General features: G+C 45.9%; 9 protein-coding genes. 3 read left to right on the top strand and 6 right to left on the bottom strand.

Annotated elements, in window-relative coordinates; all coding sequences use genetic code 11:
* Positions 1-21 precede the first annotated feature (21 nt).
* The 4 genes from RHEIN_RS11885 to RHEIN_RS11910 form a co-directional block, all read right to left on the bottom strand.
* Positions 22-2826 carry a TonB-dependent receptor gene (locus RHEIN_RS11885; RefSeq protein ID WP_008899219.1) on the bottom strand — a complete coding sequence of 935 codons (2805 nt, stop codon included), beginning with the start codon at positions 2824-2826 and terminating at the stop codon, positions 22-24.
* A gap of 440 nt (positions 2827-3266) precedes the next feature.
* On the bottom strand, positions 3267-7253 hold the full coding sequence (pulA, locus tag RHEIN_RS11895; RefSeq protein WP_008899220.1) for a pullulanase-type alpha-1,6-glucosidase: 3987 nt from the start codon (positions 7251-7253) through the stop codon (positions 3267-3269).
* A 73-nt stretch (positions 7254-7326) separates the two neighbouring features.
* Positions 7327-10245 carry a TonB-dependent receptor gene (locus RHEIN_RS11900; protein ID WP_008899221.1) on the bottom strand — a complete coding sequence of 973 codons (2919 nt, stop codon included), beginning with the start codon at positions 10243-10245 and terminating at the stop codon, positions 7327-7329.
* Between the two features lie 406 nt (positions 10246-10651).
* On the bottom strand, positions 10652-12277 hold the full coding sequence (locus tag RHEIN_RS11910) for a methyl-accepting chemotaxis protein (protein ID WP_008899222.1): 1626 nt from the start codon (positions 12275-12277) through the stop codon (positions 10652-10654).
* Positions 12278-12454: 177 nt separating this feature from the next.
* On the opposite strand from RHEIN_RS11910, the gene RHEIN_RS11915 reads away from it, so the two are divergent.
* Genes RHEIN_RS11915 through RHEIN_RS11925 form a run of 3 tightly spaced genes read left to right on the top strand, consistent with a single transcriptional unit; the run spans position 12455 to position 14665 of the window.
* Positions 12455-12868, top strand: a complete 414-nt coding sequence (locus RHEIN_RS11915) for a DUF350 domain-containing protein (protein ID WP_008899223.1) — start codon at positions 12455-12457, stop codon at positions 12866-12868.
* Between the two features lie 27 nt (positions 12869-12895).
* Complete coding sequence (locus tag RHEIN_RS11920; protein ID WP_008899224.1) at positions 12896-13507, top strand: DUF1190 domain-containing protein; 612 nt, start codon at positions 12896-12898, stop codon at positions 13505-13507.
* 6 nt (positions 13508-13513) lie between these two features.
* Complete coding sequence (locus RHEIN_RS11925; RefSeq protein WP_008899225.1) at positions 13514-14665, top strand: glutathionylspermidine synthase family protein; 1152 nt, start codon at positions 13514-13516, stop codon at positions 14663-14665.
* Between the two features lie 2 nt (positions 14666-14667).
* Here the strand turns inward: RHEIN_RS11925 and RHEIN_RS11930 are convergent, their stop codons facing one another.
* Positions 14668-15222, bottom strand: coding sequence for a hypothetical protein (locus RHEIN_RS11930; protein ID WP_008899226.1), 555 nt, complete (start codon positions 15220-15222; stop codon positions 14668-14670).
* Between the two features lie 49 nt (positions 15223-15271).
* Positions 15272-15711: hypothetical protein (locus RHEIN_RS21050; RefSeq protein ID WP_008899227.1), on the bottom strand; the 440-nt coding region annotated here is incomplete at its 5' end.

Raw genomic sequence — 15711 nt, forward strand, 5'->3', positions numbered from 1 at the left:
CCTCAGGCAGTTTGATCCCTATTACATAGAATAGTTAACGCCAAAGTAATATTGACGACCGAAGTACTGTAATGTTCCGGTTTGAGCTTCATTACCGAAGTAAGTTTTGGTTGGTTCATCTGTCAGGTTGTTCACCTGGAATAAAACATCCAGATTTTCAGTCACTTTATAACTGGCCTGATAATCCATCACTGTTTCATCCGAGTAATAAGCCAACTGAGTTTCTACGGCAACCTGCTCACCGATAAAGGCATCGCGATAGCGCGCTGACACACGGGTTGAGAACTTATCGTAATCAAAGTACAGAGTAGCGCTGATTACTTTAGGTGATAAACCCGGCAGAGAAATAGTTCTGCTGCTACCACTCAGGTTATTAGTCTGCTCAATTTCGCTCTTGGTGTAGGAGTAACTGATGTTAGTACCTAAACCAGACCAAATACCAGGTAAAAAGCTAAACGTTTTAGTGACCGCAGCTTCGAAACCACGAATGTAACCGCCTTTAGCATTATTCGTTTTGGTCTCATAAATACCAGGAACTAAAGCCTGACCCGGGTTGTTTGGATCAAACTCCGGCATCGGAATACCTAATGCATCAAAATCAGGATTATTGATTACAGTAGTTTGCACAAAACTATCAATATCTTTATTGAAAATAGCGAAGCTGAAAGCGCCATCGTCGTTTTCGAAATAATGCTCGTAAGATAAATCAAACTGCTTGGCCATAAATGGTTCTAAGTCTGGGCCACGGCTCCATACGTTGAACTTGCCACCATCAATCCAGCTACCACCACCAGCAGCTAAGTCAGCAATTGGCGGACGCCCCATGACTTTAGCAGCAGCAAAACGAATTTGATCGTCATCTGTCAGGATAAAGTTCAGGTTCACGCTTGGTAATGATTTAGTGAATGTATGGCCACGGGTGCTTAATACAAAATTGTCTGTACAACGACCACCTTCGTCACACACAGTTTCAGTTTCAGGAGTATCTTGCCCTACGTTCAAGTAACCCGTTGAACTTTGATCGGTGCGAACAACACGCAGACCTAAGTTACCAGTCACTGGAACACCAAACATTTCAGTATCCAGATTACCTTGAATGTAAGCAGCTGTGACGTCTTCATTCACTGTATTGCTGTTTAAGAAAGTCCAATCGCTGCGTAAATCTTTTTGTGGTGTGTAGTTACCAGCACCGAGCCATGCATCTAACGCTTTATTCAGATCTATAGCTAAATACGAGGGTAAACCGGAAAACTCACCACTAAAATTAACTTCACGCACCATATCCTCGGTGAGTTTTAACGGTCCCTGACCTGGAGCGTAGTTACCAAAGTCGTTACCAAACTCGAACACGCTACGATCGTTGCGGGCTTCACGTTCGGAAATACGTACACCAGCTTCAACAGAAGAGAAGAACTCTGAATCTTGCAAATCGTATTTACCGTCCAGACGCAGCGCATTTACTTCATCTGAGTTTACATAGGGATAAATACCAATTTTTGCCATCATCACCGAATCGAGGTCGGTATAGTCACGGTTAAAGGCCACAGAAGGTACATTTAGACCGTTTAACAGGTAAGTAACTGATGCATCGTTAGCAACCACAGGATTTACGGCATTCGCATCAGCAAAAGCCAATGACCAGTTCACGCCATTAATAAAGTTACTGTCAGATTGCGATGTAGAAATATCACCAGTTAAAGTCAACTGGTCTGTTGCCATCCATTCGATGTTAAGACCAGTAGATAATACTTTGTCAGTATCGGTGTTGTCATCGTTAGTGGTCTGAACGAGAAAATCACGACCCGGAATACGGGAAACCGTACCGCCGATCATAGCGCCATCGGCTACAACACCATTAGTAATGTTACCGTTGTTCAGGCTTTTAACGCGGAAACCACGGGCAAACTCTTCAGATTTAAACTCTGAATAAAATACGTCACCTTTCACTGTTACCGCAGAGTTTGGACGCCACTCTATAGCAGTCATGTAACCATCACGGGTCTCTTTACCGCCCAAATGCTGCAGTTCAAAACCTTCACTGATCACTTCTGAAGTACCATCAGCGTTGGTGTCCATAGAACCACCGTTGTACGCCAAACCAACAAATTGAGTGGCGACACTCGGCTGGAATAAGCGGGAATAACCCACAGCAAAACCTAATGTTTCATCCAGAAACTTACCAGAATAAGAACCACTGATCCTGTTGCCGTATTCTGTCGCATCAGGAACTTGATCAGCGCGATCGTTGAAGCTGCCTCGAAGGTTCAGATTCACAGAGTGATCTTTAGTTTTTGATAAAGGACTGGCAGTCTTCATTTCGATAGAACCCGCCACACCACCTTCAATCAGGGATGCTTTTGGCGACTTATATACGGAAGCCTGAGAAATCAGTTCGGATGGAAACTGGTCAAATTCAACAGTACGGCTGCCACTTGGAGAAACCTGTTCACGGCCATTTAAGGTGGCAAACACAAAATCACCTGACAGACCACGAATGTTTAATGCACCAGCCTGACCACCGGTGCGCACTGCAGTCACACCTGGTAAGCGGGCTAATGCATCGGCAATAGACACATCCGGTAATGAGCCAAGATCATCTGCAGATACGGATTCAGAGATTACGTCTGAATAGCGCTTTTCATTAAGAGAATCATACAAAGAACGACGGAAACCTTTAATTTCAATAGTTTCAATAGCGGCATCAGCTTTTGCTTTTTCGCGCGCTTCCGTTGCTGATAATTTAGTTTCTTGTTCCTGCGCGTAACTATATGAACTTACACCTGCTGCTATAGCAACGGTGAGTATGCTCAATTTAAATTTATTCATGCCCTTATCCCCGGATAGTGTGTTTTTTTTGTTTCAGACTTATATCTGTCTGGTAGTTGATATTAATCTGACCCTACTAGTTAAACTTATCGCCGCCAATGTTCAACATGAATACGTATTCACCTCCGGGTATGTCGCCCCTTTGCAGGGCATTGCTGAAATTTTGCATTGTATTGGTGCAGGCAGGCCGCTGGATCAGCTGATTTATTTGGCTCACCGGAGCAGAGCTTACGCTCTAACTTAATGCAAACTTAGCTGAGTTCAGCGAAGTTGCAAGCGGACAGGCAGTGATAAAATGCATAGCTGCGGCATCAGACCCTTACAGTTCAGCTCAAAAATGGCAGTATGACCACAGTGCTGTGATCCTTAAGTTATGACAAAAACTCTATAAAAAAAGGCCGTGATCTAAACGGCCTTTTTACACCAGGTTTTGAGTCCTTTTATTCGACTTTGCTTACCCTTAACACAGGGGCTTCCGGCTCTGTCGCTGTGAAGCTGACCTTATAATCCGCCTGTTCGGTAATTTGCAGTTTCAGATTTGAAGCACCTCTTGTCAGCGCCTTGTCTGTGTTGAGCGTGACATTTTGATCGGCAGAGCCAAAATCAACGGTAGACCAATCGGCCGAAGCAATTTTGAACTCATGTTCAGCTACAGCCAGATTCACTGTGACGCTATACACGCCATCACCTTCGTATTGCAGAGGGTTATTTTCACTCCAGCCATTCAAACTGCCGCGCAAAAACACAGTGGTCTCGCCATAAGGCACATATTCAGTCACAGTAATAACCGGAGCTTCAGCAGAAGCTGCGTTGACTGTAAAAGTGTAACTGGAGCTTTTAGGGATAGTAATTTTCAGGTTAGAACCACCACGGCTTAAGGTTTTGGCTGCACCTAAAGTGACTTGCTGATCAGCAGAACCGAAGTCAACTGTGGACCAGTCTGCTGATGCCACTTTGAACTCGTAGTCACCCGCTGCAATAGTGATAGTAGTGCTGTACACCCCATCTCCTACGTAGCTCATAGCGTCAGTTTCACCCCAGCCATTCATAGCGCCACGCACATAGACTGTGGTTAAACCATAAGGAGCAAAGTCAGGAGCCCCCATAGTCGCATCGGCTTTTAAACCTTCGCCCTGAGCACCATTCTGAGGTTTCACAAAAACCGCTGCTGTATAGGCCGGAACAGTGAAAGTACCTTCTGTTGCTGCTTCACTGAAGCTGGCGTCCAGCAACATCAGGTCCGCCGAAGCGGCCTGCACCGGATGTAACACAAAACCTTTGGCCGTAGGCACAGTATGAGAGTGTTGTTCTGAGGTGCCGTTGATCACCACCACCAGAGCGTCATGTTCAGGGTCCACGTCGGTCAGGCCAGTACCATCATCTATGCTCATCACAATTAAACCCGGCGTCAGATTTTTACCAATGTTATGGAAACCTAAGCGGTCCATCACGTCCTGAGCCGTAGTCAGACGGAATAAATTGCTGCTTTTACGAATTTGCAGGAATTCATTAAATACATCAGATGAAAAATGGATCTCATCGGCACCAGCACTGGTATTGGATTTGGTCGACACTTCGGCAATAGTTTCCCAATTGGCACTGTTGTCCTGAGCCATGGGCAAACCTACATTCCAGTTATTTGTTTCTTTGCTGAAATCAACAAAGTTAAACCAGTCGCCTGAATCATAGCTGTTACGGTCTAACGACTTGGAACGCAACAAGTCATCACCCATTTGCAGAAACGGAATGCCCTGACTTAACACCGGAATAGCCAAAGCAATGTTATTCACTCTGACCCGGTTTTCCAGTCTTAAATCAACGCCTGCATTATGCAATTCCAGCTGTAATTTATCCCAGATCGCTTCGTTGTCGTGTTTAGATACATAGTTGATAATATCAGCAGGATCTTCAGCATAACCAGCTGGCTGACCGTTCCAGGTGACACCTGATGCCACACCCGTATTGCCGCGGTAATCTTCCAGCACAAAGTCTTTTAAGGTGCCGGCTAAACCAATTTCAATGTAGTTTTGCTGCTGACGCTCGCCGTCTTCACCTTTGTCTGTGAATAATGCCGCACTGCGCACCGAATCCCGGATACGGTCGTTAAAAGAACCTACTTCTGTACCCGCCATATTGGCCTGACGCGCTTGTTCAAACAAGCGATCATCCGCCACTTCACCAAAGTTCCAGCCTTCGCCGTAGAAGTAAGTATCAGGATCAACAGCACGCACCAGCTCCCGGGCCGCTAAAATATCAGCTTTCGGATGGTGTCCCATAATGTCAAAACGGAAGCCATCAAAGCCGTATTCACGGGCTAACAGCACCAGCGAGTCTTTGACGAATTTATCCATCATTTTGTGTTCAAGTGCAGTGTTTTCACAGCAAGTCGAACGCTCAATAATGCCAGTGACCGGATTGTATCTGTGGTAATAACCCGGCACCATTTTGTCGAACACTGAGTTATCAAACAGAGCAGAAGAGTTGGTATGGTTGTACACCACATCCAATACCACACGAAGACCTACGTCCTGCAGAGCCTGGTTCATAGCACGCATTTCTTTAATGCGGGCCACGCCTTCAGCACTGGATGCATAGCTGCCTTCAGGTACATTAAAGTGGTGTGGATCATAACCCCAGTTAAAACCGTCAGTCGCGCGCATATCGGCCACTAACTGCTGAGCCAGTTCACCGGAAGGCTGATAGGATTTCAGCAGGTCCAGTATCACTGTGGCTGCGTTTTCCTGACCACAGACTTTAGCGCTGGCATTCACAGCACATAAGTCGCCCACCGTATCGGTGATTTCAACTCTTTTGCTTACGTCTTCATTCACTGTGGCCATATCAGTGGCAGGCAGCATATGAAAATGCGTTACACCACTTTCAGCCAACTTTTTCAGGTGCAACACAGGCGCACTGTCCATTTCAGTGAATGCCAGATATTTACCTCTGTTTGCTTCGCTAACCGTGGTATCACGAATACTGAAATCACGAATGTGACCTTCATAAATCACTGTATCTTCAGGATTTTCAACAGTTGGAATAGTTCGGGTTGCCCAACCTTCAGGTTTTAAATCTTCGTCGGCCAAATTCACAAACTGACTGAAACGACCATTGGTGGACAAACTGACGGAGTAAGGGTCGGTACTTTCCACTGTTTCTACTTTTTTAGTGGCAGGATGATACACAGTCACTTCAAAGCGGTAGAAAGTACGGTCCAGATTGGCTTTGGTGCCACTGTAACTCCAAATCCCGGTCTCAGCATCTAAGGTCATCGCCTGAGTCGAGGTCAGTGTTTTTGCAGCGTTGTAGAGTTTTAATGCCACTGTGCGGGCAGTGGGCGCCCATACAGCTACAGTCACGGCATCCCCTTCATAGCTGACACCTAAAGTTGCTTCGTCGGCGTCTGCATCACCGCTGGTGTACAAATCGTCCAGTACTTTGGCCGCTTGCACATAACTGGCTGCTGCCAGCTTGTTTTCTGCATCATGGGCTGACAACACCAGCTGATTTTTTACAATGGCTTTCGCCTGTTCCGCTGTCATAGTGCTGCGGTACGCTGGCCAGTCGGCCAAATGCGGAACCTTGGCTTTTTGCGCATCTGTCAGTTCAGTTTCTTCCAGCATCAGGGTTTCACCGTTTAGCTGATCATCGTCATCAATGGCTAACTCTGCACTGGCGGAATGGTGTAATTGCACTTTAGTGGCAATAGCACGGTCCACATTCCAGACAAAGGTATTGGTATCCAACCAGTGCGCAGCTGAGTTGGCAATAGAAACCCCCAAGGCAAGTAAAGGGAATTCAAACACTGAGTTCACACCAGAAAAAGTAAAATTCATCCGGGCAAACTTTTCATCGGACTTAGGCCCTAACAACAACTTCTGATCGCCGCCGCCCATCTCTTTGCCTGCGTCATCAGTGCCTATATGGATCAGGAAGTTACCACAAGCACCTTCCACACCAGCCACACCGTCTTTTAACTCCAGCACCCAATAAGCGCCGTAGTTTGGATCTACCGCTGTATGCACCAGACCATTGTCCCAGGACGCTGCCAGAGAACTGTCTTTGTAGGCGTCACAGGCATCGTTATTCCAGGTGTGTAAGCGGTAACCTTCATAATTGCCGTCTGCTCTTTTATAAAAAAGTGCAGCCTGACCAGTTGCTGGGAAAAATGCAGGTTCAGGTGCATTGGGGTCAACCCCAACTATACAGCTTTCATTTTTTGCATCCGGCACTGTAGGTGCTTTACATTTTATCGGCGGTGGATCAATACAGGCTGTGCCTGCCGCGTTCGGAATTTGTGGCACATTACAGGTCAGCAGTTTAGTACCGCCTTCCACAGAATCTTCGCCACCACCGCCGCAAGCAGCCAGTGTCAGCGCAGCCAGCCCCAAAAGGACCAGCTTTAAGCTATTTGTGATCTGAAACATAGTTATCGAACTCCAATCAATTCTTGTTACGAGCACCCGCTCTGAGGCTGAGTGCTGAAGCTGTCACTCAAGGTCAGAACGTATAGTTCGCACCAACAAAATACTGGCGGCCAAAAAACTGGATAGTGCCGGTATTGGCTTCATTGCCAAAATAACTTTTGGTCGGTTCATCCGTCAGGTTGTTCACCTGAAACAGCACACCAAAGTTGTCGTTAATCTGGTAAGAGGCCTGATAGTCAATCACCATCTCGCCATCGAAGTTCACGGTCTGAGCTTCTACAGCCACCTGCTCTGACACAAAGTTGTCACGGTAACGACCACTGATCCGGGTTTCAAAACCTTCGTATTCCCAAAACAAGGTGGCCGTCATCACGTTTTTCGATAAGCCCGGCAAGGTGATATCTATGGTCTGAGCCCCTAAACTGACTTGCTGCTGGATTTCACTTTCTGTGTAGGAATAACTGCCGCTAAAACCTAAGCCTTGCCAGAAGGACGGCAGAAACTTAAACACCTGGGTGTAGGCAATTTCAGCACCGCGGATATAACCGCCTTTGTCGTTGTTAACGGCTGTGGAATAATCCCCAGGAGTGGTGGAAACCGGAGGTAAACCGTCAGGATTACCTGGTTCTGTGCCTGGCACATAGTCAGGAATAGGGAAGCCTGCAGCGGCAAAATCAAAATCGGTAATAGTGAAAGTATTGATAAAAGACTCAATATCTTTGTAGAACACTGCAGCCACAAAAGCGCCGTCTGTTTCAGTGAAATACTTCTCATAAGAAATATCATACTGAGTGGCATAAAATGGCTTTAAGAACGGGCTATTTGCGCTGGAACCATCCACCTGACCCGTCAGAGGATTAATGGTGTAACTGGTATTGGAGGCTAAACGGTCAATAGGTGGCCGCGACATCACTTTAGCTGCTGCAAACCGAAGCTGATCACTGTCGGTCAGGGCAAAGTTCAGGTTCATCTGTGGCAGATAATCCCTGTAGGTCTGACCAATAATACCTGGCTTGTAGCGGGTATTTACCAAACCTGCTTCATCGGTAATATTCTGTGCGCCTAAAGTAGGGTCCCCACCCACATCTGTTAAATCAGTGGCGTATTGTTTGGTTTCAACCATACGTACACCAATATTACCTGTGACAGGAATAGAGAATACTTCGGTATCCAGATTGGCCATCACATAAGCCGCCATCACATCTTCATAGACTTCGCCACTTTGCAAAACAGACCATGCTGAGTCAGGACCACCTGAAACACGTTGAGATTCCAGAACCCCTGTATTTCCTGTGCCCCAGGTTTGCACCGGTTGAGGTATGCCCTGTGGAAACCAGGCATTCAGCGCTTTGTTTAAATCAATAGCAAGGTAACTTGGGAAATGTGAAAAATTACCACTGAAATCCACAACTTCAACCATATCGTCCGTTAAACGCAGCGGCGGTTGTGAAGTTAAAAATGAACCATCGGAGCCATATTCAAACACCTGACGGTCATTGGTATATTCACGCTCGGAGTAACGCACACCAGCTTCAAACGAACTGAGCACAGAGTTATCCAGTTCGTATTTAGCATCCAGTTTGTAGGCATTCACTTCATCTGAGTTGATGTAAGGGTAAATCCCATATTTACTGACCATTACTCTGTCGATATCAGTAAAAGCGCCTTCCTGATTAAAACCTACGTCAGGCAGGTTTAAACCGTTCAGTAAATAGCTGATGGAGACATTGCCATCCAGTACCGGATTAGGCACAGTGGCGTCTTCAGCCACCAAAGCCCACAACAAACCGTTTTTAAATACGCTGTCGGCGGAAGAGTGTGACAGATCGAAGTTTAACGTCAGCGCATCTGTCGCATCGAAGTCGACATTAAAACCAAAACTTTTCACTTCATCGTTATCTGTGTTGTCGTCATTCACCAGCTCAACTCTGGTATAGCCATTGGTTTTACGGTTAAAAGTACCCCCAATCACAATATTGTCATTGATCACCGGATTGCCTATAGCGGCGCTGTCTCCCTCCAGTTTAACGCGAAAACCACGGGCAAAAGCTTCAGTATCAAACTTAGATAAAAAGGCATCAGCTTTTACAGTTAACTTGTCAGAAGGGATCCATTCGATGGCCGTCATATAGCCGTTGCGGGTTTCTTCTCCGCCCCTGTGCTGCATCTCAAAACCTTCACTGATCAGCTCATTAGGGGATGCTTCATCAATACCATCCACATCAGCCTGCTTGTTGTACGCCAGACCAACAAACTGAGTTGACACGCTGGGCTGATACAAACGGGCAAAACCTAAAGCCACACCCAAAGTATCTTCTAAAAATTTGCCCTGATAAGAAAAACTAAACCTATCCCCTGTTTCCTGACCACCAGGGATTTCATCCGCTCTGTCGTTCATCATACCGCGGGCGTTGACTGTGAAATTATGCATCTCTTTAGCTTTTAACGGGCTGGCGGTTTTTAACTCAACAGTGCCAGCCACACCGCCTTCAATCAGCGAAACTTTTGGTGATTTATACACAGATGCAGAGGAGATCAGCTCAGAAGGATACTGGTCAAATTCAATATTACGCTGACCACTGGTAGACACCTGCTCACGGCCATTTAAAGTAGAAAAGACAAAACCGCCTGCCATACCGCGGATATTAATTTCAGAAGCCTGACCGCCGGTACGCACCGCAGAAATACCAGGTAAGCGGGTTAAGGCATCCGCCATAGAAACATCAGGCAATGAGCCTAAGTCGTCGGCTGAAATGGATTCGACTACTGTATCGGCAAAACGTTTATCGTTCAGTGATTTAATTAAACTGCTGGAAAAACCTTTAACTTCAATAACTTCAACTTCTTCTCTGGTTTTGCTGGTATTAGAACCAGCACTCACCTGTTCTTCCTGTTGTGCGAGTTGCTGATTTGCTTCTTCCGCGCTGATACTGCAACTAAAACCTGCTGCAGCAATAGCGAGCGTCAGCAAACTATGCTTATAGTTTGGCATGCCTCTTGTCCCCAATTTGGATTGTTATGGACCTTCCCTGTACAACAAAATCAAAGGACGTCCTGGTTTTTATAAAATGTTCCGTGCACAGTTATTAACCAGGCTGACGCAGCCCACAAGATGAATACGTATTCAGACCTGCACTGTCGTCACAAAGCGGTGCATCCGGCATTTTTTGCCCCAAAAAAGGGCAAAGCAGCCCTGGCTAAATAAAACAGTTCATGCAGTTTCACGGCGAGCCAGCAGAATTTATGCCTGATTTGATGCAAAAAGGTAGGGTTAGAGCTGCAATTGTGTTGAGCCACTTTAGGTGATAAGGAAACAGAGCCTGTGGCAGTACAAGCTCTGTTTTTTTGCATATGTTGATGCAAAGCGCCCTGTTTAGCGGGCCAGTTTCCAGTCCGTTTTACACCCTGTAAGAGGCAGCCTGTTGCTGTAACCTGCTGGCCAATTGCGCCAGCGCACTGCTGGCATCAGCGCTGTGGGTTGCACTGCGGGTGATCTCGCCGATACTGACACTGAACTCAGTAATATTTTTGTTGATCTCCTCTGCCACTATGGTTTGTTCTTCAGTGGCCGCTGAAATCTGCACATTCATATCCACTATAGTGCCGACTGACGACTTAATATCCTCCAGCACTGCACCTGCCTCTTTGGCATTAGCCACACTGGCGCTGGCGTATTGGCCTGATTGCGCCATAGCATGCACAGCCTCACGGGCCGAAGCCTGCAAGTTATCAATCATGGCACGGATAGACTCTGTGGCTTTTTGCGTATTAGTGGCTAAAGTTCGTACTTCGTCAGCCACAACAGCAAAACCACGGCCTGCTTCACCGGCACGGGCTGCTTCAATGGCGGCATTTAAAGCCAGTAAGTTGGTCTGGCCTGCAATAGTCTGGATCACTGCCAACACCTGAGTGATTTTTTCCGATTCACCATTTAATTGCTCAATGACCACACTGGCGCCACTGATAACACCAGATAACTGCTCAATAGAACCCACGTTCTGAATGACTTTTTGATACCCCTGCTGGGTTTTCTGATCCACATCATTGGCCTGCTCTGAAGTGGCAAGAGCGCTCCCCGCCACCTCCTGAATAGCGGCCGACATTTGATTCACAGCAGTGGCAATTAAATTGGCTTGCTGTTCCTGTTCAAAAGCTGTGCCGCTGACTTGCTGACTAATTTGGCTCATCTGCTCTGAAGCCGCCGCCAATTGCGACACCGCATCGGCCAGTTCGGTAAAAAATTGATGGACGCGGCTGATGGTTTGATTAAAAGCGGCTGCTGTAATAGCAATTTCATCAGTGCCTGTCACTTCTGCCCTAATGCGTAAATCAGATTTATCTCCAACGACAGAAATAGCTTGCTGCAACTGATGCAAAGGATTGTGAATAGAGCGGTAAATCAGCCAGGATAAGCCGCCTAAACAAATAAACACCAGCAGCAAAGCAACCACAAATAACTGCATAAAAAACTGATACTGCTCAGCCGCCTGCACCTTAAATTTCTCAGCTTCCAGCAACTGAATATCAATTAAAGCAGCCAAAGAAGTACTTAATGGATCTGCCAATGAATACAGCTCTGTATTGAAGTCTTTGCCACTGCGCTTAAACAAGGAACCATCGGTGATTTGCTGCTGGTAGTCCTGCAGTTTTTGTTGAAATATCACCATTTGTTGTTTGGCTTTATCGGCCAGACTTGACTCCTCTTTGGTTAAGCTGGTTGCCAGATAGGCCAGCCACACCTGATCGGCCAGTTGTGCCTGCTGCTGCAACTGCTGCACAGCTTCAGAGGCCGTTATGACTTCACCTCGGTATTTATGCAGCAAGTCGACCGATGCCACCGCATAAGCATCAGCCACTTGTTTAATTTGTTTCAGTGGTACCACCCTGTCGTTATAAATACTGGTGGCTCCGTCACTTAAATGGCCCATTTCCCTGACCGAAATCAAACTAATGGCAACTAACACCAGTAATGGTACGCAGACCAACAACAACAAGCGGATTTTTACCGACATTTGATTTAACATAGGGATTAACTCCTTAACAGATCAGCAACTTAGTAAGTTAACTTACCTATTGAGCATAGCTGAAAACTGACTGTATCAAGGAATTAGCTCAAAAAGCCTCTGGATTCAGTTGTTGCCTTTTGTCCGGCTTTTCTGGATCATCGGCTAAGCCCCTTAACTTAAAGAAAGGATTTTATAATGAGTGACACTTTATTGGCCTCTGTGGCAGGTTTCCCGGACTTTATCAGCTTCTTTTTTCTGGCCATTTTGTTAGTGGCTTTGTTTTGCCGTTTTTACACCTGGATCACGCCACACGACGAATTAGCCTTAATCAAAGAAAACAACAGTGCAGCAGCTGTGGCTTTTGGCGGCGCCTTAATTGGTTTTGCCTTGCCATTATCCAGCGCTATTACCCACTCACTGTCGTTAGCCGACTGTGCTATCTGGGGTGCTATTGCCCTGGTAGTGCAAGTATTAACTTTTGGTGTAGTACGTTTTGCCCTGAAACAGCTACCGGAACGTATCAACAAAGGTGAAGTAGCAGCTGGCGTGTTTTCTGCCGGTTGTTCCATTGCTATAGGTTTGATTAACTCCGCCAGCATGACGTATTAACCTGCATAACTCATTAAGGAGTCACTGATGAAACAAAAAGTGCTGAAACGCAGTAAAAAGGCAGCTTTAGTGTTAATGGTGCCTACTGCAACTTTTTTAATGGCAGGTTGTGGCCAGGAAGAAGCAGTGCAAACTGCAGCTTTTGAAACCGTTGATCAATGTGCTGCCTATTTTAATCCTGAGCAATGCCGTGCCGATTTAGGCCAGGCTTTAACCATGCACACTCAGGTTGCCCCCAAATATACCGACAAAGCCGCCTGCGAAACCGACTTTGGCGTAGGCCAGTGTGAAACTCCGGCCCAGGCAGCAGCTGCTGCCGGCACTGAGCCACCAGCTCAGGCTCAGGCATCCAGTGGTGGCTTTTTTATGCCAATGATGATGGGCTTTTTAGCAGGCCAAATGCTGAACCGCTCAGGTGGCCAACTGAAACAACCAGTGCAGGCTCAGCCTTTGTATAAATCACGGGATGACCGCAGCACTTTCCGCACTGCAACCAATACACCTGTAGCCAGAGGTGTAGGCCCAACCTATATCAAACCGTCCTCAGTTCAGCCTAAAGCTGCTGGTACAGTGAATCGTGGTGGTTTTGGTGCTCAGGCCGCTAAACGCTCCAGCTCAACCAAAAGTTTTGGTGGTTAAGAGGCAATGAAAAAAGTAGCTTGTGATGAGCGCCCTGGCTGGCGCTCTTATGCTGAATCTGTTGGCTTTGAATTTCATACGTTTGACGGCGAAGCTTATTGGGATGAAACTGCCTATTACCAGTTTAACCTGCGCCAGATAGAACAAGATTTAGAAGAGCCCACCGAAGAGCTGCATCAGATGGCTTTAGCTTTAGTGGATGACATTATCCGCGATGAAGAAAAACTTCAGCAGCTCGCTATACCAGAAAAATTCTGGGATTTTGTGGCTGATTCCTGGCGTACTAAAGCACCATCATTGTACGGGCGGCTGGATTTAGTCTACGACGGTACTGGCCCGGCTAAATTGCTGGAACTGAACTACGACACCCCGACTTCTTTATTTGAAACTGGTTTTTTCCAGTGGGTCTGGCTGGAAGATCAGATCATGCGCGGCAAAGTGCCACAAGGTGCTGATCAGTTTAACTCCTTGCAAGACCAGCTTGAAGCCGCTTTTGCTGAGTTGCCTTTGGCGAATCCTTTGTATTTTGCCTCTGTGGCCAACAGCATCGAAGACAAAGGCACGGTCATGTACCTGATGGACATAGCCAAACAAGCAGGTCTCGACAGCCGTTTTATCGAACTGGAACAACTGGGCGAAGCCAGTGGTCAGTTGGTGGATCTGGACGGTTACGCTATAGGCGGTTTGTTTAAGCTGTACCCATGGGAATTTATGGTGCAGGAAGATTTTGCGTCCGTTATCTTAAGCAGCCAAACCCAATGGTTGGAGCCCGGCTGGAAAATGTTGTTATCCAACAAAGGCATATTGCCTTTGCTGTGGCAAAAACATCAGGGCCACCCCAACTTGCTGGAAAGTCATTTTGAACAACCAGGCCAAAGTTTTGGCGCAGGCTGGGTACGTAAACCGCTGTTTTCCCGCGAAGGCGCTAATGTTGAATTAGTGACTCAAAGCGGCGAAAAAATCAGTGAACCAGGCCCATACGCCGACTCACCTTTTATCCGCCAAAAACTGCAGCAGTTACCCAAATTCGGCGACAGCTACACCATGATCGGCAGCTGGGTGGTAGGCAACAGCGCAGCAGGTATTGGTATTCGTGAAGATAATTCGCTGATCACCAAAGACAGCTCAAGGTTTTTGCCACATATAATTTTGGATTGATGTTAAAGCTCTGGCTGCGGATTCGCGTAGCCAGAGTTTGTTCTGATTGATTCACAAAAATTTATGTGAATATCTCTATACATACTCCAGTCTTCAGAATAACAAACTCTGTGGACCAGCCTATTCTTAAATTTCTCATAGTGCTCATTTCCATCAGTCAACTGATAAAGCTCCAGAACATTTTCTACAAGATTTTCTTCTATCTTCAGAATATATGCCAACTCAATCTTGCCCTTTAGCAGATTTACATTCTGGCTGTAAGTAATATTTGATTTTGAATTTTCAATTCTAATTAAAATATCCCAGGCATCATCAAACCTTTTTTGAGCAATGGCAACGCTTGATAAAGAGAGTAGCTCATCAACTTGTTGATCTTTGACTTCCTCACACCACACATAAGGTGACGTAAGAAAGATGAAGGGCAAGAACGTATAAAGTAATTTAGCGAGCATTTTTTTAAATCTATTCATAGTTGTTAGCAGCCAGGTTAAGTCGGGCACCAAGCATTTTTCTGCCGTCAAGGTCATATATCTTGGTACTTCTGAGCAAGACTTCATAGTTACATCTCCCGAAACATTTAATACTCGACGCTCTTGTTTTTTCCTGTTACTTCGTTGCTAAACTTAACATCATATTTGAATTACGCATCAGGAATTTCAGGTAAAAAATAACAAAAGAGAAAAAATACAAAAGGGACCAATCAGGATCCAAATCAAGATAATCCAGCATGAAAAATACAACACAACCACCAAATGCTGGAAAAAAATACTTGAATATAAAAAGCCGGTCTGCTTTTATTAAAAACTGAAACGGATTATAGCTATTAACCACAATAACACTTAGAGAAAGCAGAATAAAAAGAGATACAAAATCACCTTTAGTAGATAATGCGACAGAATAAATAATCGGCATATTAAAAAGAACCAAGTTCAATCTTTTGTAATACATACAACTCACCTTTTTTGCGGAGTGGCTAACGCCCAAAGGGCTGGCTTTGTCCTGTGCCCGACACAAATATTCCACAAGCAAACCAAACTTCAGAAACT

Source organism: Rheinheimera sp. A13L, from assembly GCF_000217935.1.
Classification (GTDB): domain Bacteria; phylum Pseudomonadota; class Gammaproteobacteria; order Enterobacterales; family Alteromonadaceae; genus Pararheinheimera.